The organism is Pseudoalteromonas sp. NFXS53, from assembly GCF_056629255.1.
On record NZ_JBWVBR010000001.1, the window covers coordinates 455,029 to 477,232 of the forward strand.

The window sequence follows — 22,204 nt, forward strand, 5'->3', positions numbered from 1 at the left end:
AGGTCTGTGTTTATGAAGCGTTACTCTTTAAATAAGCTTTCATCAATCACATAAATGTTACTGCTGTCATTTAGGTCGAGCACGCCGTAACATTGACCATCACTGCCCATCAGTGCCATACGGTCGCCTACAACCCAGTTACTATTAGCGTAACTGTCGCCAAATTCGAGCGTGCCATAGTTACCATAATATAAAGACCCATCACTGTTGTTGACCCATGCCAGTGTCACTGGTGTCTCAGACTGGTTATGTACTGCAAATTCAGGCGCATTGTTACTTTGTCGGGAATATGTGGTGAGTAATTCACAGCTACCAATTTCAGCGGTTGCGACAGGAATAGGGGCTTCGCTCACTGCATCTTTTACAAACTCAGCATCCACTTCGAAGCTATTATCAGTATCGTTGACGATGGCAACCCCTAAACAGTTACCCGCAGCATCGCCTAGCATCATACGATCGCCGATCACCCAATTATCTGCACTGAATGTGTCACCTGCTGCTAAGGTTTGGAATGCAGAGCTTGGCTGAGTGCCCGAATAGTTGTTGATCCAATAAAGTTGAATATCTTTGTCAGAGCTATTATTGACTGTGAAGCCTTCAATCTGCTGGCGGCTACGGCCATAGGTTTCAACTAAATTACAGCTACCCAATGTACCTTTTTCTGGCCAGTGAGGTAGGTATGGTTCTACAGGTGTGATCAGTGGCATAGGTGTTGGTAAATCTACAGTACAGTCTGTGCCCGTACATGCCGTTAAATATAGGTCTAGAATATCTGCGCCAGCGAAATCAGAACCAACGGTGACAAAGTAAGTGCCTTGTTCTGGTGTTTCAAGCGTACAGGTTTCTTCATTTGATGACTCGGTAACTGAACTGCAAAGCACTGCCTGATCTATAGCTGGGTGTGCAGGTGAGTCTTTGCTCACCCAAAGATCCACGTTGGTTGAGCCACCAGACGTTTTGAAGGTTAACGCAGGTGTATTTTCTGATAGAGTGACACTATATACCCAGCCACCACGCCCGTTAATTGGCATCGCTTCACCTAAGGTTAAAGGTTGTGCGCTTGCTTTAAAGTTCTCAACTAAGGTCGTTGTACGCCATGTTTTAAAGCTTTCTTCGTAGGCAGTTGAAAACTCTGCGAGCTGGGTACTCACTGTTTCCCATTCACCAGCGCGCATATTTGCGATGAGTGTTTTAACTTCACCTGGGTGCTGCTCAATCATGTAAGCGACGGCTAAAGTGCCCCAATCATAAAAAGAGCTATAGCTAATGGTAGGGGTTGTGATATCACTGAGCGAATAACTTGTCTCTTGGTTAGCATCGAGTAACATTTGATATGGGCGCTGGTAATAAGTGCCTACATATTCAGCTAACCCTTCGGTCCACCACCCTAAGTCGCCGTTATAACCACCTTCTTTGTTATATCGGCCATCAAGCGCGTGTACATACTCATGAGCGAGTGACCGCACAACTGAACGGCCGCCGCTCCACTCTAGGGCGTTAAAAGTAAGGATGGTTGAGTCGTGATACCATTCAGTAGGCGCAGTTTCAAAATAAATACCACTGCTGTTATCTGAGTCCCATAAGTGTTCAACCCAGCTCATATGATTCGATAGACTTGCAAAGATATTTATATTGGTGATCTCGTTTAAGTCATTCGGTACAGGTACGCCAGTATCCGCTGACAGCTTGTCATTAAGTACTGTTTCGAAACGAGCTTTGGTTTCTATCAAGGTATCACAAATACGCTTTCTTGCTTCTTCATTTATCGTTTCTTGAATGCGAACTTGTACCATATCAGCACATAATTCGCTGCTAGCAAAAAGCGAAGTCGTTGCGAATAAAGTTGCATCATTGACTGCCGAGTCTTCATAAGCGTCAATGAGAATGTTGTATCGACCCGGTTGAGGGTTATCGATTATGCAAGTTTCGTGGCTATTAGGGCTATTAAAAGACACACAGTCAAACACGGGGGCGTCACCTGTTTCAGGGAGGCCTTCGTATTTAATGTAAACATCAGGATCACCCAGCTCTAAGCCAGCTTCGCCACGACCCAAACTTATTAATAAGCTTGGTGCAGCTTCTTCTAGATCGATGTAAAAGCCTATGGGTTCTGATGTCGACAGGTCTTTTTTAACGCTGTCTAAGGTTAAATTAGGCTCATCAGCGTATGGAAAGTTGCTTTCACTTGAGTTTTCACTGTCTGATCCTGAGTTACCAGAATTTGACCCAGAATCAGATTGTTCTTCGACTTTAGGTATCTCTGGTTGAGCATTATCACTGCCATTACACCCTGTTAATGCTAAAGCAATACACAAGCTTAGTAGTCTTTTCTTATTCATTTTTCGCTCTTTTTTTGTTGTTTTTTAGTACTTGATGTTAAAGAGGGATAATTTTTTAACATGAATAACATATATTGTATACAGTTTGTTTTTACTTTTAACTTAGCAGCATATCTTTTGTTGCTTTCACAAGGCTGGATTGTTGTTGAGAAATAAAGGTGTTTTAAATGGGGTATTAAAGCTGAAGCGGTGTGTATATGGGCTTTTTCACTGTTAAGAAAATATGTGCTTTCTATGAAAGCTCTTAATGAGAGGCTTTTAATAAAAAACACATAATGTTCAGAGTTTAGTCTGCTTGGTTATATGAATAGCTTTATCATCCCTGCCACACTTAATGTAACTAAAATACTCACAAGCGTGCCTAGCATCACATATTCAGTGAGCTTTCTGTCTTTACTTGCGGTTAAATCGCCAAAACGAAATACTGATTTAGCTGCTAAAATAAAGCCCACAGCCGCCCAGCTATCAATAAGAACACAAGTTAGTAAAAGTACTCGCTCAAGTTGCCCGATTAAATTTCCCGCTTGCGGTAAGCTCTCCTCTTCATTTCCCATGTATGCCCAGCGCTCAAGTAGCATTCTGATCATCACGGAGGCTGGAGTCAGTACCAATAAATAGCCAAGCCCAATGATGAGGTTACTTGGTGTGGTAATGAATGAGAGTAATTGCTCACTTAAGTTTGATAGTTCAGATAAGTTAAGGGTTATGAGTAAAATGACTAAGAGGTGCGCCAGTTGGTCGAGCAAAAAAGGTATCACTCCCTTACTCGAATATGATTTACCAATATCAATAAAATAGTGGCTGATAGTTATTAACGTCGCATAACCAAAAGCTGCGCTACTGACGCCAAAGTCATAGTTATGTTGCCACACAGCCAGTGCGATAAAGGCAAGTACACCATGGACTAAACTATGCCAAACGACTTTAGTAGATTTAAAGTGCCGATTATTTCTGTCATGCACCCAACTCATGGGTTGCAGATAAAAGTCAGCGATAACATGACCAATGACTAGCCATAATAAAAGTGTTTGCCATTCAGCCATAGTACGTCTCCTCGCTACAAATATAGGACTCGCTCAATCTGATAAACGCATCAATTAAGGTGTAGTTGGCTAAATTAAGTAATTTTGTCACATTTGCCCGGCTGGTACTGAGTTGTTCTGCAAGCTGCGCATGCTCAGGTTTATCTTGTTGTAGATATAAAAGTAGTGCTTGGGCTTGTTTACGGCTTAATTTACCCAGTAATAGATCAATAAATTGAATATTCAGTAAAAAGCTTTCGTCGCAGGCATTGTTATAGACCAAACGTTGATGTTTGATGTTATCAAGGCCATGACCGGCTATTACCAATGCTTCTCCTGTTGCGGTGGCAAGCCCACCTTGTGATAAATTAATTTGTCCTTGAGCGAGGCTCACTTTTACATCTAAACCTTGTTGTATAAAGAAAAGCCTTATTGCAATGGCCTGTTTGAATAAGGCTTGTGCTTTTGGCAGGGCAATTTGAAAGCTATCACCACGGAAAATATGAAACTCTGCACCAAATTCAGCTCTTAAAGCACTCAGGTAATACTTTAATTGAATAAGCAATTGCTCATAATCGCTTTGCTGTAGTGATTGTGAGCTCACAATGTCAGCGGTGATCACGCCCATATAGTTTTCTTGTGAAATCGGCATAATAAGTAACCAAAATGAGTATCTTCATTTAATGTAACTTAATTTGGTTACTTGTTCAAATGTAACCACTATTGGTTACTTCGTAAGGTTTGCTATTTGCAGATGTCACTAGGCTTTAAATTTGATTGTTCGCTTCAAGAACCCAGACATTCACGATGGGGTTTTCTTTTTGATAGCTGATTTTTATATCGAGGAGTTGTCCTGAGACCTGCTCATTGACTGTCATTTTACTTTTTGAGAGAAAATAAAACCCATCGTTAAATGACAGGGTGCTGGTATTTTCAATGGCGATCCCTTTAATTTTAGCTAACTCTATCAAGGCATCTTTAATGGCTAATTCTATGGCTGTACTGAGTAATAAATCTGAAGACATAGACCCCCCGTGACCAAAGCTACCTTGGATCAAACTGCGGTCTTGGTAAACAGTTTGGGATTGCCAATGTTCTTCTAACTCAATTGAATTAATGGGCAATACAAAATTGCCGATCAGCGTGCCATGATATTCACAGAGCTCATTTAAAATCATGCCATGATAATGGTCCACCTTTGCTTTCACATCACTTTGCTGGTTAAAACTGACAGTGTGCCGATTCGAGTGAGAGTTCGAAGATTGACTGATAAATTCTGTTGCATGTACTTGGCTATTACTCAGTAAATTAGCGATTAAGTTGGCATTTTGTTGCGCTATAGAAAGTTGCTGATGGGGTGAGCTAGTATAAAAACTCACACCAGTAATGGTGTTTGCTTGCTCATCACATAGCCATGTTGGATTACATTGTTTAAATTGACAGGTGGATAAATTAGTGAGGGTTTGTTGTTGGCTCAAGGCAAATGCATCTTGCTCTAATGTCGCGTAACTATAAATAACCCCTTGATAGAAAAACTCAGGCATAAACCGTACTGTGTGGCCTTCAGGTAACCGTAGTTTAGCGGTGCTCGCAAGTTGTTTAGCGTCTATCTCTGTTATAGCGAATTGATGATGGCTTTGTAATTTGGCTAAGGCCGCTTTTCTGCTGCCAGAGATATTAATTCTACCTTGGCTGTCATACTTTGCTGCTGCACCAATGAATCCGATGGTTTGATTATGAACTGGTTTAATAAACCAGTGAGGCGCACGATTGGTTTGCTGTTTTTTTAGCCCTAAAGTGCTGTTACAACCTGAGGTAGATGCAAGTGTGATAAGTAAAAAGGTAAAAGAAAAGAGACTAAATTTCATTGTGCTATTCATCCTTAAAAGCAGCATAAAGCGTATTTTGATTAGCGCATATTAAACATGAATGACCACTAATCGCAAATTTCTGTTGAACTGTCAGTTTGAGCTTGTTGTTCGGCTTCTAACTTGGCACGTTCAGCTTTAGAAATGTACTTTGGTTTATTACTCTTATGTAATTTTTCATTCGCTTTTTTGTCTTTCTTCTTTAGCTTTTCGTAGATTTTCTTACGTCTATTCATAGTTGGGGCGTATGTAGCCAATCTCGTTAAATTAATGAAGCGCTATTTTAATACCAACCCTCAATAATACTCAATCATTTTGAGGGACTAAAACTGACGCTAGCTTTGTTAAAAATTTTTGATTTAGAACAACTAAACAGCAAAATTTTTGCCGTGCTATCGAGCAGTTTTCTTTGCCTCAAAAAGAGCATTTGATTAAGAGGGTTGGTATAACTGTTTTTCAATAGGCAAAAAAGCAACAAGTACTTTCTTATTGTACTAGCACAACAACTCTAATTGTATACAATGTGCAAAGTGAGATGAATAATAAAAACTACCAATATTCACAGGCAAATAAAATCTGAATATTGACGAGAATACCTTGGAGCAAAATATGATTAAACACACCCTAACTGCGCTTGCTGTTTGTGCGGTACTCGCCGGTTGCTCTACTGAGACAACACAAAAAACAAAGTCAGTAGCAGCGCAACAAGCTCAAGTAAGTCGAGCTGAAGTCGACAGCGTGGTTAACACCTATACGAAAAACTTCATCAATCATCAGCCTGCTTTAGCAACGTCTTTAAAACTAGATAGCACTGAGTTTGGTCAATACGAAGATCGTTTACCAAATTACTCATTGGCAGGCATGCAAGCCCTGCAAATTGATATGGACAAAGCGGCAGAGCAACTTAACGCATTACAGAGTAAAAACCTCTCAGAAAAAGACCGCTTACATGTTGCCGTAAATGAAGTGATTGCTCGTTATTATGCGGGCGATAAGCAGTTCAGTGGTGGTTATATTGATACGTGGGGCGGGCATTTACCGTATGTGGTAAATCAAATCTCAGGGCCATTAATTGATATTCCAAATATATTAAAAGATCAGCATGGTGTTACGTCAGAAAAAGATGCGACAGATTATCTTAAGCGTTTGTCTGCGTTTGCAATTCTAACAGAGCAGGTACGCAGCAAGGTGGCAGATGATGCTAGCAAAGGCATTATCTTACCTAAACCACTTTTCCCGAACACCTTAGGATATTTAAATAATTTCACAGCGCCAGATGCATCTGAACACCCGTTGGTGAATAGCTTTGCAGAGAAACTAAACGAACTCAAAGCGCTTGATGATAAAACCAAAGCTGTTTTAGTTAAAAAAGCGGCAAATATTGTTGAGTCGGAGATTTATCCCGCTTTTGCTAAAGTAACCCAAGATATGCAGGCACTTGAAGCAACTGCGCCGACGAAAGTTGGTATTTGGGCACAGCCAAACGGTGAAGCATTTTATCAACATGAGATCACCTATTTAGCCGACTCAACCATGACAGCAGAAGAAATTCACAATGTGGGTTTGGCTGAAGTTAAACGTATTTCGGAGCAGATGGATGCAATTTTAACAGCGAATGGTTATACACAAGGCTCAGTTGGCAAGCGTATGCAAAAGCTAAGCGAAGAGTCGCGCTTCTTATTTGCTGACAGCGATGAAGGTCGCGAAGAGCTATTAGCGTTTTTACGTGGTGAAATCAAAACCATTGAAGAGAAAGCGCTCAACCTATTTTCATCTTTACCTCCTCAAGCGGTTGAAGTAAAACGTATTCCTAAAGCCGTTGAAGCCGGAGCTCCAGGTGGTTACTACAATGCCCCATCACTTGACGGTAGTCGCCCGGGTATTTTTGCTATTAATCTAAAAGACATGAAAGCAGTCCCAAGCTTTGGCTTAAAAACATTGACTTATCATGAAGCTGTACCAGGCCATCACTTCCAAATCGCATTAAATATGTTGCAAACAGATATCGGCTTAATGCGTCAAAATGCATCATTTAACGGTTTCATTGAGGGCTGGGCACTGTACTCTGAACTAGTCGCTTACGAGATGGGCATGTACGAAAACGACCCATTTGGCGATTTGGGCCGCCTGCAAGCAGAAGCTTACCGTGCAGCGCGTTTAGTGGTTGATACCGGTTTACATCACAAGCGATGGACGCGCCAGCAAGCAATAGAATACTTTGCAGAAGCGACGGGCTCTGCGATGAGTGATGTGGTGTCGGCAATAGACCGTTATATCGCATGGCCGGGTCAGGCGTTAGGTTATAAGCTAGGCATGATAAAGTTCGTTGAATTGCGTGATAAAGCAAAAGCAGAGCTTAGTGAGAAGTTTGATATTAAAGCATTTCATGATTTGATTTTGCTTAAAGGTGCACGCCCACTGGCCATTGTTGAAAGTGATGTTGATGCTTGGATAAAAGTACAAAACTCTAAAAGCTAAAGAAAAGTCAGTATATTTGTGATCAAAAATGGCCACGTAAGTGGCCATGGTCTCTCAGCTTTGGTTCAACTTACCAAAAAACTTTAGTCACTCGCATAGTTCCACCATCTGCTGTACAACGTGCACCTATAGAGCGATCATAAGTTGAAGAAATCTCAAACCATAATTGTTTACTATTACTGTCTAAACACTGGAAATGATAATAGCGAAAATCTTCTATACTTGAACCTCTAGCATCTGTGATTGCGCTAAAAGAGAACGTGCTTGCTGCAATCAATGCAGTTAAAATTAGTTTTTTCATTTTAGTATCCTTCATTTTTAGTTTTTTTCCTTTCACATCTGACAAATTCATTGTGGTTATTAAATTATCAGTATGAACAAAATTAATACTACTCACATGAAGGGGAGCTGTCTATATCTAGAATAATCTCTGATTAAAACGCACCATTTTCTTTTAGAAGTAGATGAATTGATTCAGCCATTGTTTTGTAGCCAGCCTTATTAAAGTGAATGTAATCAGACTTCATGGATGGCTTTTTCATTAGCCTAGCGATTAATGTGGGCTCAAATACAACTTGATGCTTGTCTGCTAGGGCTTGATAAAGCGGCGCGGAGCTCGAGAAAAGGCTTTTTTGAGGCACACCGATGAGCACAACTTCAACGCCGTAGCTTTTCGCTATGTTTATCATGTCATCGAGGTTTGCTTTGGTTTCGTGAAGGTTTTTATTTTGTAAAATATCATTCCCACCTTCTAATAAAATGACAATAGCAGGCGCATGTTGTTCAATGACATCGGCAAATCGATTTATCCCTTCACTGGTTGTTTCTCCAGATATCCCCTCGTTGATTACTTTCACACCAGAGAGCGATTCAAGCACGCTTGGGTAGCTATGTTGCTTCGACACACCAACACCTTGCGTTAAGCTGTCGCCAAAGGCCAGAATAACATCATGTTGCTGTAAACGGGTTAGCTTAGGAGCATCACTGCATCCTGTTAAAAAGAAAATGGAAAGTAAGCTGAGTATTTTGAAAAGTTGCATACTTAAACCTTAGACGAGATAAAATTGCTTTAAACAAGATATAAGCAACACCAAGTAAACCATTGAAAAGAATATAAAGGACTACTTTAAGAAGCAACAATTAGGACTTGGTTGTTCACCTATTGAAAGGTGTTAAATGTAGTGGGCTTTTTCGTTTTTTGCTCTTTAAATTTAAGCAGGTTAAAACGTTGGTTAATACCAAATAGCAGAGAAAGGAAAAATAAGCAGAAAAATAACACTACACTATAGATGTTATCTTCAATCATATTGAATACCAATAAAGCCAAAAAACAAAACGCAGCTAAAAAATACGAGCTTGGTTTAAAGACTTGCTTTGCCATTTAAAAGAGACGCCCTATTAAAAAGTTTATTAAGAATCATTATCAAGTTCCTAAATTTGCACCTAATTTTTAGAACTTGCAACTATTGTCGTTAGAATACATATAAAAACATCCTTTATTATTAATTTTAAATGATGCAGACAGTGCATCGATAAAAATGTTTCCACTATGAAAACGTACGGGATGAACTCACCGTATAGCAAGATGACTCTACTTGTGAGACTCGCCGTAAAGGCATAACTTAAACGTTAGAACAATAAAAAAGGCGACAATAAATGAAGGGCTACATACCTATTGCACTGTCATCGTTATTAAGTTTGGTTGCGACAACAGTGAATGCAAACACGCAAATAGATTACATCGATCAACATAAACTTCATGACATCAATAAAGCAGTATCGGCGGCGAATATTGAAAAAGACATCAAAAAGCTTGTCAGCTTTGGCACACGCCATACGCTGTCAGAAACAAAGTCGGACACACGAGGTATTGGCGCGGCTAGGCGCTGGATAAAGGCTGAGTTTGAAGCGATTTCTAAAGCCTGTGGTGGCTGCTTAGAGGTGTATTATCAATCAGAAGTTATCAGCGGCGAAAAACGCATCCCTAACCCAACTGAAGTCGTGAGTGTGATTGCCATACAGCGCGGACAAACAGACCCTAATCGCTATGTGATGATGTCGGGTGACATAGATTCTCGCATTACAGACGTGATGAACTTTACCGATGATGCACCGGGTGCAAACGATAATGCATCGGGTTTGGCTGGCACGCTAGAAGCCGCGCGTGTTCTGAGCAAATACAAGTTTAATGGCAGTATTGTCTATGCGGCGCTCGCGGGCGAAGAGCAAGGCTTGTTCGGTGGCAAGATCATGGCTAAGCAAGCAAAGGCAGACGGCTGGCGATTAAAGGCGGTATTGAATAACGACATGATCGGTAATATTGAAGGCGTGAATGGGGTGTTCAACAACACCACAGCGCGCATATTCGCTGAAGGCACTCGACAAACAGAAAGCGAAGATGATATTCGCAATCGCCGTTTTCGAGGTGGCGAAGTTGACTCGCCAAGCCGAAATTTAGCCCGTTACATAGATTGGATGGCCGACCGTTATATTCCAAATTTAGATACCATGGTGGTATATCGTTTAGATAGATTTCGCCGTGGCGGACATCATCGTCCGTTTAACGATTTAGGCTTTCCGGGTGTGCGCATCATGGAAACCAACGAAAACTACAACCGACAACATCAAGATTTACGCACCGAAAACGGTATTGTTTATGGTGACACCATTGATGGCGTGAACTTTGATTATGCGGCTAAATTAACTGCGCTCAATGCCGTTTCACTTGCTGGCATGGCTTGGGCACCGACGCCACCAGCACAAGTCAGCATTAAAGGGGCTGTTTCGCCCGACACCACACTGTCGTGGCAACTCGCAGATAACAAAGAAAACCCACAGCTAGCAGGTTATAAAATTTATTGGCGACTGACAGATGCGCCGCAATGGCAATATAGTAAGTTCGTTGGCAAAGTTGATAGTTACACGCTTAAAAATGTGGTGATAGATAACTATTTCTTTGGCGTCGCAAGTGTTAGTAAAGACGGATTTGAGAGCCCGGTGGTGTTCCCAGGTCATGCGGGTGATTTTGGCGATTAAGTCCACTCATCGCTAAAATACTTTAGCCGAGCCATTGAGTTCGGCTTTTTTATGCCAGATAAACGGTTTATTCATTCTTAAGTCAGTTAAATTTCCTATAATCCCGCTCTTTTTCTAAATTTAAATAAAATAATAGGCGGCGAGCGATATTGTGAAAACCTTATGGGCTTTTTTAGGTAACCGAAATTGGATGCTGTGGGCGCTATTGCTAGGTGTGGCAACGGGGCTTATTTTTGGTGAGCGGGTGGCATTTTTACAACCCATAGGCACTGGCTTTGTTAAGCTGATGCAGATCACGATTTTCCCTTATATTGTGGTCAGCTTAATTGTTGGTTTAGGTAAGTTTAACCCCGAGCAAGTACGGAGTATTTTAGTTAAAGCCGCCACAGTCATGGTTATGCTATGGGTGTTAGGCTTGGCAGCAATTTGGTGTTTTGCGTTCACACTGCCCCAGCATGATGCGGGCACGTTTTTTTCTCCTGCACTGATATCTCCGGCAGGGTCAATCGACTTTGTTGAGCAATATATTCCCGATAATCCATTTGCCTCTTTGGCCGAAGGTAACGTGCCAGCCATTGTGATATTTTGTATTGCACTCGGTATGTCACTGATTGCCAATAAGCGCAAAGGGCAAGTACTCGACTTTTTAGAAGTCGTTGGGCAAGGTTTAACGGTGATCTCTAAAAAAGTTATCGCGATTTTCCCAATTGGTATTTTTGCCATGACAGCCAGTACGGCGGGCACACTGAGTGTCGAGCAGCTCCATAACTTGCAAGTCTACTGGGTGCTGGTGCTATGTTTGGGTTTGTATTTAATGTTGGTGCTGATGCCCATGCTGGTGGCCGCTGCAACCCCCGTTAAATATCGAGATCTTATTTATGTGATGCGTAATGCGTGGATCACGGCGTTCAGTACCGGTAATGTGTTTATTGTTTTACCAGTGATCACTGAGGGTATTAAGGCGCATTTACGTAAAATAGGTCGCGCCGACGAGCAAGCCGATCATATTGCCGAAGTCTTGGTGCCGATTGCCTATACTTTCCCAAGTCTTGGTAAACTAACCACCTTAATGTTTGTGATGTTTGCAGCATGGCTAACGGGCAATCCCGTCAGCTTTAGTGATATTCCTAACGTGACCTTATCGGCCATGCTCAGTTATTTTGCCAATGTGCACATTGCCATTCCATTTATGCTCGATACGCTGCGCATTCCAGCCGACAGCTATCAGCTTTATCTGTCAATGTCGGTGCTGAGTGCCAAAGTTGTCTCGCCAACCACTGTGGTGTATATCTTTGCCTTTGTGCTATTGAGCATTTTTTATTGTCGAAAACAGCTGCACTTTAAGCGTTTAAGAGCGGCATATTATGTCATGTTACCAGCGGTGTTATTACCAGCATTTATGTTGGCCAGTTTCACTTTTAATACTCAACTGGCAGCGAGCAGCAAAGCAGCGAATGAAGTCATAGCGAACATGGCAGTGTCTGACAAAGTGCCAGCACATGTATTGAATCATGTGCCAAAAGCCTACCAAAGCGGTGAGCTATCTTTGACTAACATTGACGTCATTAAAAAACGCAATTTACTGCGTATTGGCTACGTAGTCGATAACGTGCCGTTTAGTTATTTCAATCAGAATAATGAACTTGTGGGCTTTGATATTAGCTTGGCGCACAAATTAGCAAATGACTTAGATGTTGAAGTCGAATTTATTCCATTCAAAAAGCACCAATTGAGCGAATACCTTAATAAAGGCTATTTCGATATTGCGATGTCGGGATTGGAGATAAATGTAGCCGACTTAACCAAGGTGCGCTTCAGTCACAAGGTGTTAGAACTGCAATTGGCTATTTTAGCGAAGGACTATGAACTGGCGCGTTTTAAAAGTGTTGAGCAGATCAGAAGTCTGGGAGATTTAAATTTTGCGCACATGGAATATGGTCCTTTGTTAAAGCAAGTGAGCCAGCGTACCAGCTCAATTCAGTTTAAACAGTTGTCGACCTTGCAAGATTACTTTAAATCCCCTGAGCAATTTGATGGCTTAGTTATTAGTGCTGAAGCTGGGTTTGCATGGAGTATGTTCTATCCTGAATATGGGGTGGTGGTGCCTGAAGGCGGTATGCAAAAGTATCCAGTTGGTTTTGCTGTTGCAAAACGTAATCTTGATTTATTGAGTTATGTAGATGCATGGCTGGCCATTCAGCAAACCAATGGTAGCATTGATAATGCCTACAATTATTGGATTTTAGGGCAGGGAACCCAGTCAAAAGAAACCCGCTGGTCAGTACTTGATGATGTAATTCAATATAAATAACCTGAGTTCAGGTTAAATAAAACTTTAATGCGAGGAGCTCTTAGAGCTCCTCCGTGTTGTGGCTATAAATATTCAAATTATTCACTAACCGCTTCTAATTGCTTTTGTTTACTAAAACTATATTGTAAGAAAACAGCAATACTCCAAATCGACAAAGACACTGCGGTTGCCATTGCAGCACCGGTTAAGCCAAATCTAGGAATTAAAAAGCCATTCGCGAGTACATTGATAATAATGGCCAAAACACCGTACTGAACCACCTGCTTACCTTGTCCTGTGTATTGTAGCCAAGTTGCCGTTAACGCCGCGAGAGCGCAAATACCATAACTTGGAATGAGGATCAGTAAAGCGTTTTTAGCATCTATATATTCGTGCCCAAAAAGTACTAGTAGTGGTTCTGACAGACTTAAAAGCAATAAAGCCACCAGCACAGTGACGATTAAGGTGATAGTTTTTGCTTGCTTAAATAGCTTTTCGGCGGTGCTGGGTTCTTTATCTAAATATTTACCGATGAGGGGTAAAAACAAACTGGCAATGGTCACTTGCGCAACGGGAATAATATGCGCGAGTGTATTGGCTGCCGCAAAGTGACCTACGCCATGTTCGTTCGACAGCCATTCAAGCATGAGTAAATCACTTTGATTTAGCAAAAGCGTCACCAGCATGGCTAGCATCATAGGAATTGATAGCTTGAGCAATTCATTGTCAGGCGTGTTTGATTCGATGGGGGTGAGTGTAACAATATTTCTTTTGACCAGTAGCCACATCTGCCAAACCACGATAGAAATAACAACCATGATCCCCGCGATAATGACAAGCTCGACACTCATATCAATATAAAACTGCGCTAGGATAAGTATGGCAAAGGTCTTAAGCAGAGGCAGTGCAACACGCCATGGTAAATTAGAAAATGCCAGTAGTTTTGCGCTTTGTAGAACGCGGCTTAATAGAGCGCCTAGCGCAATAATAGGCACAGCCACAATCATTAAAGATAAGGCATGGTGGCCATCAGCATCGAAGTGAATGACATGAAAATAACTTAAAAACCAAACTAACGAAATAATTAAAACGGAGATGATAAATGCATGTTTTATATAGCAAGCTAAATAAGCTGATACAGCAGAGTTATCATTATCAGCGATGTGTTTAGATAAAATTCGAGGTGCAAGCCTATCCCCGCCAAGTAACACTAACACTGAGGCTAACATAGTTAGGCTATAGGCGACTTTGTAGTCACCATATTGGTGTGCTTTTAAGTGTTGACTTAAAGTTAGATTAAAGCCGTAGTCGGCGGCATAACCTAAAATAATTGAGCAAACGAGTATCCAAGCACCTTTACTTAGATAAATTTTTTGGTCTTCCACGGTGTCATCCTAGTTCACGTTTTATCAGACTATAGACATAAATATTGAACAGAATGTGGAAGAAGCCCGAATCCAATACAATTTGAACCCGGGGGAAACCGGTATTACTTCACCATGACACTTTGTATTTTAATGTAAGCCTCACCACCTTTAGCATCAGTCAAGTCTGGGACAAAATACAACGCAGAGACATGCTTTGTAATAATGCCTTTATCGATTGAAGAAGCGGGTGTCCAACTTGGTCGTTGAAAATCATTCAGGGTGACGGTCTGAGTCGTCCAAGTACTGGCTGCAGGTAAAACAGTTTGGTAATGAGCATATGTTTTATCGCCTTCTCCCCCATAATCTTTTTGCGATAACTTGATGACCATGTCTTTATCACTTTGGTAGGTCAGGGTAATACTTGCCTGCTTCGGCAACTGCTTGTTTGGGAGGTCGTAAATGAGCTCAACCCAAGAGTTATTTAGCTTGTCTACTCGAGGAACTCGTTTAAATGCAATTTCTACACGCTCTGAGGTGACGAGTGAGCCATTGAGAATAGCTTGGCTACCGTGTGGATCGGTTGCATAACGCCATTGCGTTTCATCCAGTTTGGTTGAGCCTGTAACTTGGCAGCCAAGTAAAACAACAGAGAGTATGGCACCTAAGCCGAGAGCTAACTTATTCATGAGAGTGTCCCTTTATTATTGAAGACGCCACGATAAAGTTGAGGTGATATAAAAAGCAAAAGAATCCGACAAGCTGAAAAGTGCATATATGAAGGTTTTGAAAGCCATTGCACTGTTATAGCCAGTTAAAAATACTAAATTGGTGCAATATAAAGAAAGTAGTGAATTTTTCTCAATAAAATCAGAGCAAAAAACATGGTCTAGGAGTTGCTTGTAAGTTGTCGGATAATTTTAAAAGTGACTTTATTATGACAGCGGCATTATGTTACCAAAACACAGCTTCTCTGCATTTTTTACCGGCTCAAATACGTATAGGTGGGCTTGAAGAGCGACAAGTTATCAAGCTTTTAAAAGAGCATATCATTGATATGTATGCAACCTCACCAGAGGAGTGCGTGCATACTCTAAATATTAATGCACTACAAAGTGAGACCATTAAATTTTGGAGTGCGTGGCGCGGTGATGAAGCCGTAGGATGTGTCGCGATTAAATATTTATCACCTTATCACTGTGAAATAAAATCAATGCGCACCAGCAACAAAGCTAGAGGCACAGGAGTGGGTCGTAAATTGCTCGAGCATGTTATTCAGTATGCCAAACTCAACGGTGTAAAACGTTTGAGTCTAGAAACCGGCACCATGGATTTCTTTGCCCCCGCTCGCAAAATGTATAGCCAAAATGGCTTTGAACCATGTGGGCCATTTGGGGATTATGAGGTTGACCCGCATTCGTGTTTTATGACTTTGATCCTCTAGCAAGAAATATCTGTACCTAAATGTAATATATCTGAAATAAATCTGTAGTAATGTCAGTGCCTTCAAAGTTGTAGCAAGTTACCAATAAACTTGCTTAGGTCGCGGCAAAGTCAGGTTGGGTAAAGTGCCGAAATTCAGATATAAATTCAAAGCATTCAGTATTGCGCTGGCAGGGATGCTGATCGTCATCGCAATACTTTACCCAAGAGAAATTGCCAATAAAAAGCAAGCTTTGCTCACTCAGGTACAATCTGACTTTAATTGGTTACTACGAGATTTAAACCAACAGCTCGAACAACTTAATCACTTCTTTATAGAGCACGACGACCTTGATGCAGCTTGCACTGAGCAAACTTTGTATGAGCTTCGCCGTGCGCACTTTAAAATTCCCAACATTGCCGAAATGGGTATAGTGAACCCAAACGGTGAATTAATTTGTACCAGTTGGAGCAAGCTCACTACCCCTCTTAAAACCGCGGGGCCAAAGCCGGCTCGTTCGGCAGAGTTACGTTTCTTTGGGCCAATTCACACTAGCTTTATTGGCGAAGCTGCGCTGGTTATTGCGAAAACTCGCACCGATGGTTATGAGATAAACGCACTGTTACCGCAATCTATATTAAATCGCCACTTGGATGACTTAGATAGACCTTATAACTACATTGTGATTGCCGACTCAAAATCGGGTGTGCCTATTTTTAAAGTAGGGGGTTACAGCTTGCCGATAGACAGTCCGTTGTTTCCTATAAATAAGCCAATTAAGCTCGAAAGTAGCTTATTTGATGATGGCCTGTCGCACGTGCTGGTGGCATCTCCCCTTGAGAATTTGTCATCCTTGTCGTTGTTGTTAGCCATCAATGAAGATGCGCTTTATAAAAAAGTCTATCAGCCATCTACTATCAGCTTAGTCATTTATGGGGTGACATTTTTACTGCTGTTTTTATTAGTTAAAAACTATCAAAAATATTATCAAAGCCGTAAAAGTCAGCTCAAAGATGCCATTGCACAAGGGCAAGTGACTAATTTCTATCAGCTCATTTGGGATACCAGAACCCGTGGTTTTATCGGTGCAGAAACCTTAGTACGCTTAAATGATCCGATTGAGGGCATATTAACCCCCAACTTGTTTTTGGCAGATATTGAAGCCAATAACCTACTCAAAGAAATGACCTATGAAATCATAAAAACACTGATACAAGACGCCGAAGTGCTCACTCAGCAGCATAAAATTAAAAAGGTGAATCTCAATATCACTGGTGAGCATTTAAAAGACGCGCACTTTAAAACTCTTATTTTAGAATTAAATCAGCTTATTCCTTTATTAGTACTAGAGCTGACCGAAAATGAGCTGTTAGAGTTTGATAATCAGCAAATTATGCAAACCATTCAAGACTTTAAAGCCGAAGGTATTTTATTGGCGATAGATGACTTTGGGACGGGCTATGCGGGCTTACAGTATTTAAAGTCGCTACCGCTAGATATTATCAAAATCGATCAAAGTTATGTGGCGGCCATAGGCACTGACTCGCAACTTGCGACTATGTTAGATGCTCTAATTGAGCTTGCAAAAACCTTTAAGATAGATGTCGTGGCAGAAGGAGTCGAAACTCAAGCACAAGCCGATTACTTGATCGATAAAGGCGTGTATTTACATCAAGGCTGGAAATATCACAAAGCTTGTTTGCTCAGTGATATTCCCATTCGATAATAGGTTTATAGTTTAGTCAAAGCTATAACGTCTTTTAACCTCAACAACTTCGACGACATAAGATTTATACCATTTATCACGACCTAACTGTTGAGCAACGGCATGTTGGCTGTCTTGGTGCCAGCGTTTTATGTCATCTTCGTTTAGCCAGTAAGAAATCGCGACTTCTTGTTCTCCCTCTTGCACTGCTAAAAAGTCTTGGCAGTTGTACTTTTCAAAAGCGAGTTCTCGCATTACTTTGACCATTTTGAATAGTCTGCATCTTGTTGATTTGCGATGGCTTTAAAAATGACGGCGTACATACTTGCTCCTCTATACTCAATAAACGACTTATAAATGTGTGGTTCTGAAAGCTTGGTAGGCGGTAAGCGCTTTAGGCACCGATACCACCGGGTTCTCGCCATGTCCTGCGCCTTGGCTAAAGCTATGCTGCCAAGTGAGGTTTTCAGGCGCACCTTGCTCTAATACTTCAATTAAGCCATTAAATGATCCTGTAATGATGCTAGGCTCTTCTGCCCCTAGGCTTAAATAAAAGAGTTTAGGCTTTCCAGCTAATTGCTGAATGTCTTTTCGAAATTGCTCAACTACTACTGAATCGTCATACCAAGCAGCGGGGCTAAAAGCAAAGTAACCGTTAAATAAATCAGGTTTGGTGACCATGGTATAAATCACAAAACTGCCACCAGCAGAGTAACCACTTAAAATACGCTCGCCACTGAGAGAATAATGCTTATGCATATAAGGCAGTACTTCGGTTTCTATAAAGGATAAGAATAAATCTGCTTTACCAAATATCTCAGGGTCGTTATCACTGGCAGGACGTGGGTCTATATTTACATCACGGCGCGCATAAGGGGGCACTAAATCTCGGTTGCGGGTATTGGTCCAAAACTGATTGGGAATAGACACTAAAATTGCTTCGGGGTAAGTTTTTTGCTCGGCAAACTCGTCTAGTACAGCGTCCCAACGGGCTAGGTTAAAGTTGCCGTCAGAGCGAATAATGAGGGGATATTGTTTATCAGCAGAGTAATTTTTGGGCAGGCGGATAAATATTTTTCGAGATTCATTGAGCACCTGAGACTCAATCATTCGGTCTTCAAAGTCAGACATATAGTATTTGTTATATTGATAGGCTTTAAAACCTGAAAACCCTACCGCAGCAAGTAAAGCACAGCCTAACAGCCAAGATTTCTTATTTGATTTTATTTTTTTAAACATACTTTAAACGACCAAGTCCTTGTTTCTGAATAGGTAACTTAATTTAAAACAACGAGCATGAAAAGCAATCGGTGTTTTCTTGCTAATTAAATTTGTAAGCAAAGGTGTGAAAATGTTTCTTCACATTCCTTTCACAGCCAATCAGAAAGACTAAGCCCATACATAAAAATAAACGGAGTTCACCATGGGCATCGCAATCAACTTAACGAACCTGACACACCATATTCCTGTTAATAAGGACATGAACTTAGCGCTACTTGAAGACGCATCATTGCAAATTAAAGCAACTGAACAAGTTGCCATAGTGGGCGCGTCAGGCAGTGGTAAAACGACTTTGTTGAGCATTTTGGCAGGTCTTGAGCCGCTGCAAAGTGGTGAACTGTCTTTTATAAAACAGCAAGTAGCGCTTAAATCAGGCGATATCAATCAGCATAGTGGTTTTGTGTTCCAACAATTCCATTTAATTCCTGAGTTAGATGCATTGAATAATGTGGCACTGCCTTTGAAATTAAAAGGCGATAAACAGGCATTTGAAAAAGCGCGTAATTGGTTGTCTAAAGTCGGTCTTGCTGAGCGTGCAGACTTCTCTGTCAGCAAGCTCAGTGGAGGGGAGCAACAGCGCGTAGCCATCGCGCGGGCTTTTGTCTCTGAACCTGCACTTATTTTTGCCGATGAGCCAACGGGGAATCTTGATGAGCAAACCGCTGAGCATATCAGCCAATTGATGTTGCAATGCTGTCGCGAGACCAAAGCGACTTTAGTGTTAATTACCCATAACCAAGCTTTAGCTGAAAAGCTCGACACAGTTTATAAATTAGAACATGGGAGATTGCAGCTATGCTCGTAAATGCACTTTCAAGCCTCATTGATAGACGCGCGCCAGCGTCAGGCAATGGTTATTCTATTAAGTCGTTATGGGCGCTCTCTTGGCAATTTCATTGGCAGCAAACTCGCTCACGCGTCAATCTGGTTCAGTTACTTACGCTGTTCATCTTATTCTTCTATTTGAGTTTCACAACATTGCTTGGCAATGGTGTACAAGGGTATTTAAAACAAAACTTGCAACAATTGTTAGGTGCTGACTCTGTTGTACAAACCTTTCAATCTTTGAACCAAGCACAGCGTGAAGCGCTTACCCAACATAGCCACGAGTTTAGTGAAACCCAAACTTTTAATGTCACGTTGACTCATCAATTCGCTGATAAGCATTTGGCCCAATTAGTGAGATTAAAAGCCGTTGACGATAATTATCCAGTACTTGGCACGCTTGGTGTGAGTGAGGAACAAGGATTAACTACAACAGAGTATGTAAAAGGGCCAAACCAAGATGAAATTTGGCTAGAGTCACGCTTAGCCGCAGCTTTGTCACTTAAGATCAATGATGAAATTAACGTTGCGGGGCAAACCTTTAGATTCACTCATTATTTAATCTCAGAGCCTGACAGATTAAGTGAGGGGCATAACAGTGATATGCGTGCCATGGTGCACTTAGCCTCCCTTGCAAAGCTAATAGAAGGCAATACGCTTGAAGCCAAATCATATCGATACTTAATGGCGCATGGTGAAACACAACTACAAAGCCTAGTCGCGACCAGCGATGACATTGATGGCGCGACACTCATCAGTCAAACCCTGGGTAATCATCCTTTAGCTAAAAGCTGGCAGCGAGTCGAAAAGTTTATGGGGTTAGTGTCTGTGTTATTGGTCATTTTGGCGAGTATCATTTTGGCATTGAGCAATCAAAACGTCATTAAACCATTACAAACCTTCAGCGCTATTTGTATAGCGAATGGTTTAGCAAAACAGGCCAGTAAATGGTTGGTTATTTTTGGGTGTTTATTTACGACTGCAATTACCCTAGTACCAAGTGTTTTATTGGCAACAGCGACCACTTATGTTGCGGTGCAATGGCTAGAAAATTACCATATTGTGATTGCGCTTGATTGGCAGTGGACAGCGCTGTTCGAGGTGATAGCCATCGCACTTAGTCTTTATATTGCACTCACTCTACCAGCTTGGTATTCGGTACTCACTTCATCGGTTAAGCGTTTACTTATGAGCTATCAAGCGCCAGAGCGTAAGCAATGGCTCAAGATTATGATGCCCGTCGTCGCTATTATTGCACTTATTGTATGGTACTCAGACAATTGGACTTTAACCGTCATGGTCGTCGGCACACTGGCGGCTTGCCTATTCGGTTTAGTTTTGTTGACTTGGTGTGTACTTGGCTTGGGCAAATGGGGGCTATCAAAGCGCGCTCAGCTATTTGGTTTTGCACTTTATCTTATGCAGCAACGTATTTATGTTAAAGGCGCGCAGATCATCGCCTTAGGCTTGAGTTTGACCTTACTGTTATTATCACTGCGGATCACGCAAGATGTCACTAATATACTTGAGCAACTTACTTATAAAGATCAAGGCAATGTGGTGATAAGCCAAGTAACTAAAACTGAGCAACAGGCATTAGCGCAGTTTTTAACTCAATACCAAGGGCAAATTAACCATATCGCACCTTTTCAATACGCGCAGCTAACGCATATCAATCAAGTAAAGGTTAACGAGACTGGGCTGCAACCCAGTGAGTCATCAGCGCGTTTAGAACGACCAATTCGTCTGCACTGGCAAGCGCAAGTGCCGAGCAACAATGAAGTTGTATTGGGCAGTTGGCAAAGTGACCAAGTTCTTAAAGCAAATCAGTGGCCGGTTTCTATCGAAAGTGAAGTGTTTGAAGACATGCAATTTAAATTGGGTGATGTATTGCAAATGCGCATGGGGGATCAGTCTGTGGAGTTGTTTGTTGCCGCTAAACACGACTTTGTTTCGGGTGGTAGTAACACGACATTCTGGTTTGTGAGACATAGCAATGATGCGGTTGAAGACGTTGAGACATTTTATATGGGAGATGCACAACTGAGCGATGAAGCGCTGGCAAACCTTGGTCAAGTTTGGCAAGCACATCCAAGTATGCGCATGATGTCGGTGGATACTATGCTGGCAGATATACGTTTCTACATGAACTTTTTAATCATGATAGTGGTGATTTACAGTGTGTTTATTGCACTTCTTACAAACTTACTTTTAGCGGCGGCAATTTCGGTGCATCAAAAGCAAGATAAAGCCCGCAATGGTTTATTGACTGTATTTGGCATTGATAAAACAAAGCAAAAGCTACTGATATTTTATGAATGGGCAATTATTACTTTGTTGCCAGCATTGGTTGCCACCTTGTGCGTTTACTTATCAATTGCTAGTTTTTACAAATATGAGTTGGCCATGCCTTATCAAGCAAATTTTTTTGCTGTGTTAACGCAGGCTCTAGTGATGGCTTCAATGATAGCAATCACAGGTATTGTGATGTCTCTCAGGCAGTTAAAGTCACCAACACGGGGGCTACTCGAAGAGCAGTAATATTTTGTTAAGCTTTTTCTAAGAGTGGTGCT

Annotated in this window: 18 protein-coding genes; 7 read left to right on the forward strand and 11 right to left on the reverse strand. The window is 41.4% G+C overall.

Annotation, left to right across the window (positions count from 1 at the left end; translation table 11 throughout):
* Positions 1-20: 20 nt before the first annotated feature.
* The 5 genes from AC1HJP_RS01865 to AC1HJP_RS01885 form a co-directional block, all read right to left on the reverse strand.
* The gene (locus tag AC1HJP_RS01865; protein ID WP_480359972.1) at positions 21-2,339 is read right to left on the reverse strand and encodes a collagenase; all 2,319 of its coding nucleotides are present in this window, start codon (positions 2,337-2,339) and stop codon (positions 21-23) included.
* A gap of 299 nt (positions 2,340-2,638) precedes the next feature.
* Entirely contained in the window at positions 2,639-3,382 is a 744-nt protein-coding gene (locus AC1HJP_RS01870) for a DUF3307 domain-containing protein (protein ID WP_480359973.1), read from the reverse strand.
* Complete coding sequence (locus AC1HJP_RS01875; RefSeq protein WP_480359974.1) at positions 3,375-4,013, reverse strand: hypothetical protein; 639 nt, start codon at positions 4,011-4,013, stop codon at positions 3,375-3,377. Before AC1HJP_RS01875 ends, AC1HJP_RS01870 begins: the two co-directional genes overlap by 8 nt.
* Positions 4,014-4,128: 115 nt before the next feature.
* A complete protein-coding gene (locus AC1HJP_RS01880; protein WP_480359975.1) occupies positions 4,129-5,229 on the reverse strand; it encodes a hypothetical protein in 1,101 nt (366 codons plus the stop codon).
* Positions 5,230-5,297: 68 nt separating this feature from the next.
* Positions 5,298-5,465 (reverse strand): DUF2986 domain-containing protein, encoded by a 168-nt coding sequence (locus AC1HJP_RS01885; RefSeq protein WP_083496681.1) that lies wholly within the window; start codon positions 5,463-5,465, stop codon positions 5,298-5,300.
* 373 nt (positions 5,466-5,838) lie between these two features.
* On the opposite strand from AC1HJP_RS01885, the gene AC1HJP_RS01890 reads away from it, so the two are divergent.
* Positions 5,839-7,707, forward strand: a complete 1,869-nt coding sequence (locus AC1HJP_RS01890) for a DUF885 domain-containing protein (RefSeq protein ID WP_480359976.1) — start codon at positions 5,839-5,841, stop codon at positions 7,705-7,707.
* A 70-nt stretch (positions 7,708-7,777) separates the two neighbouring features.
* On the opposite strand, the gene AC1HJP_RS01895 is transcribed toward AC1HJP_RS01890, so the two are convergent.
* Both AC1HJP_RS01895 and AC1HJP_RS01900 read right to left on the reverse strand, forming a co-directional pair.
* Positions 7,778-8,008, reverse strand: a complete 231-nt coding sequence (locus AC1HJP_RS01895) for a hypothetical protein (protein ID WP_480359977.1) — start codon at positions 8,006-8,008, stop codon at positions 7,778-7,780.
* Positions 8,009-8,141: 133 nt separating this feature from the next.
* A complete protein-coding gene (locus AC1HJP_RS01900; protein WP_480359978.1) occupies positions 8,142-8,747 on the reverse strand; it encodes an arylesterase in 606 nt (201 codons plus the stop codon).
* 616 nt (positions 8,748-9,363) lie between these two features.
* On the opposite strand from AC1HJP_RS01900, the gene AC1HJP_RS01905 reads away from it, so the two are divergent.
* Positions 9,364-10,743, forward strand: coding sequence for a M28 family metallopeptidase (locus AC1HJP_RS01905; protein WP_480359979.1), 1,380 nt, complete (start codon positions 9,364-9,366; stop codon positions 10,741-10,743).
* Between the two features lie 190 nt (positions 10,744-10,933).
* Positions 10,934-13,054: a cation:dicarboxylate symporter family transporter gene (locus AC1HJP_RS01910; RefSeq protein ID WP_480360251.1), complete on the forward strand. Its 2,121-nt coding sequence runs from the start codon at positions 10,934-10,936 to the stop codon at positions 13,052-13,054.
* A 77-nt stretch (positions 13,055-13,131) separates the two neighbouring features.
* Here the strand turns inward: AC1HJP_RS01910 and AC1HJP_RS01915 are convergent, their stop codons facing one another.
* Both AC1HJP_RS01915 and AC1HJP_RS01920 read right to left on the reverse strand, forming a co-directional pair.
* Positions 13,132-14,418 carry an oligosaccharide flippase family protein gene (locus AC1HJP_RS01915; RefSeq protein ID WP_480359980.1) on the reverse strand — a complete coding sequence of 429 codons (1,287 nt, stop codon included), beginning with the start codon at positions 14,416-14,418 and terminating at the stop codon, positions 13,132-13,134.
* A gap of 104 nt (positions 14,419-14,522) precedes the next feature.
* Positions 14,523-15,086, reverse strand: a complete 564-nt coding sequence (locus AC1HJP_RS01920; RefSeq protein ID WP_480359981.1) for a hypothetical protein — start codon at positions 15,084-15,086, stop codon at positions 14,523-14,525.
* Positions 15,087-15,334: 248 nt separating this feature from the next.
* Between AC1HJP_RS01920 and AC1HJP_RS01925 the strand changes: the two genes are divergently transcribed.
* Together AC1HJP_RS01925 and AC1HJP_RS01930 are read left to right on the forward strand one after the other, a co-directional pair.
* Positions 15,335-15,841 carry a GNAT family N-acetyltransferase gene (locus AC1HJP_RS01925; protein WP_480359982.1) on the forward strand — a complete coding sequence of 169 codons (507 nt, stop codon included), beginning with the start codon at positions 15,335-15,337 and terminating at the stop codon, positions 15,839-15,841.
* Between the two features lie 124 nt (positions 15,842-15,965).
* Complete coding sequence (locus tag AC1HJP_RS01930) at positions 15,966-17,546, forward strand: EAL domain-containing protein (protein WP_480359984.1); 1,581 nt, start codon at positions 15,966-15,968, stop codon at positions 17,544-17,546.
* Positions 17,547-17,558: 12 nt separating this feature from the next.
* Here AC1HJP_RS01930 and AC1HJP_RS01935 read toward each other — a convergent pair whose 3' ends face one another.
* Both AC1HJP_RS01935 and AC1HJP_RS01940 read right to left on the reverse strand, forming a co-directional pair.
* Positions 17,559-17,780 carry an antibiotic biosynthesis monooxygenase family protein gene (locus AC1HJP_RS01935; RefSeq protein WP_480359985.1) on the reverse strand — a complete coding sequence of 74 codons (222 nt, stop codon included), beginning with the start codon at positions 17,778-17,780 and terminating at the stop codon, positions 17,559-17,561.
* Positions 17,781-17,876: 96 nt separating this feature from the next.
* Positions 17,877-18,764 (reverse strand): alpha/beta hydrolase, encoded by an 888-nt coding sequence (locus AC1HJP_RS01940; RefSeq protein WP_480359986.1) that lies wholly within the window; start codon positions 18,762-18,764, stop codon positions 17,877-17,879.
* Between the two features lie 184 nt (positions 18,765-18,948).
* Between AC1HJP_RS01940 and AC1HJP_RS01945 the strand changes: the two genes are divergently transcribed.
* Positions 18,949-19,611: an ABC transporter ATP-binding protein gene (locus AC1HJP_RS01945; protein ID WP_480359987.1), complete on the forward strand. Its 663-nt coding sequence runs from the start codon at positions 18,949-18,951 to the stop codon at positions 19,609-19,611.
* Complete coding sequence (locus tag AC1HJP_RS01950; RefSeq protein WP_480359988.1) at positions 19,602-22,172, forward strand: ABC transporter permease; 2,571 nt, start codon at positions 19,602-19,604, stop codon at positions 22,170-22,172. The genes AC1HJP_RS01945 and AC1HJP_RS01950 overlap by 10 nt, the downstream gene beginning before the upstream one ends.
* The last annotated feature ends 32 nt before the right edge of the window (positions 22,173-22,204 follow it).

Excerpts from the sequence above, each read along its gene's own strand:
- AC1HJP_RS01890 (WP_480359976.1), top strand. The coding sequence starts at position 5,839 with ATGATTAAACACACCCTAACTGCGCTTGCTGTTTGTGCGGTACTCGCC.
- AC1HJP_RS01905 (WP_480359979.1), top strand. The coding sequence starts at position 9,364 with ATGAAGGGCTACATACCTATTGCACTGTCATCGTTATTAAGTTTGGTT.
- AC1HJP_RS01940 (WP_480359986.1), bottom strand. The coding sequence starts at position 18,764 with ATGTTTAAAAAAATAAAATCAAATAAGAAATCTTGGCTGTTAGGCTGT.
- AC1HJP_RS01925 (WP_480359982.1), top strand. The coding sequence starts at position 15,335 with ATGACAGCGGCATTATGTTACCAAAACACAGCTTCTCTGCATTTTTTA.
- AC1HJP_RS01900 (WP_480359978.1), bottom strand. The coding sequence starts at position 8,747 with ATGCAACTTTTCAAAATACTCAGCTTACTTTCCATTTTCTTTTTAACA.
- AC1HJP_RS01895 (WP_480359977.1), bottom strand. The coding sequence starts at position 8,008 with ATGAAAAAACTAATTTTAACTGCATTGATTGCAGCAAGCACGTTCTCT.
- AC1HJP_RS01950 (WP_480359988.1), top strand. The coding sequence starts at position 19,602 with ATGCTCGTAAATGCACTTTCAAGCCTCATTGATAGACGCGCGCCAGCG.
- AC1HJP_RS01945 (WP_480359987.1), top strand. The coding sequence starts at position 18,949 with ATGGGCATCGCAATCAACTTAACGAACCTGACACACCATATTCCTGTT.
- AC1HJP_RS01870 (WP_480359973.1), bottom strand. The coding sequence starts at position 3,382 with ATGGCTGAATGGCAAACACTTTTATTATGGCTAGTCATTGGTCATGTT.
- AC1HJP_RS01885 (WP_083496681.1), bottom strand. The coding sequence starts at position 5,465 with ATGAATAGACGTAAGAAAATCTACGAAAAGCTAAAGAAGAAAGACAAA.
- AC1HJP_RS01910 (WP_480360251.1), top strand. The coding sequence starts at position 10,934 with ATGCTGTGGGCGCTATTGCTAGGTGTGGCAACGGGGCTTATTTTTGGT.
- AC1HJP_RS01865 (WP_480359972.1), bottom strand. The coding sequence starts at position 2,339 with ATGAATAAGAAAAGACTACTAAGCTTGTGTATTGCTTTAGCATTAACA.
- AC1HJP_RS01875 (WP_480359974.1), bottom strand. The coding sequence starts at position 4,013 with ATGCCGATTTCACAAGAAAACTATATGGGCGTGATCACCGCTGACATT.
- AC1HJP_RS01935 (WP_480359985.1), bottom strand. The coding sequence starts at position 17,780 with ATGCGAGAACTCGCTTTTGAAAAGTACAACTGCCAAGACTTTTTAGCA.
- AC1HJP_RS01880 (WP_480359975.1), bottom strand. The coding sequence starts at position 5,229 with ATGAAATTTAGTCTCTTTTCTTTTACCTTTTTACTTATCACACTTGCA.
- AC1HJP_RS01920 (WP_480359981.1), bottom strand. The coding sequence starts at position 15,086 with ATGAATAAGTTAGCTCTCGGCTTAGGTGCCATACTCTCTGTTGTTTTA.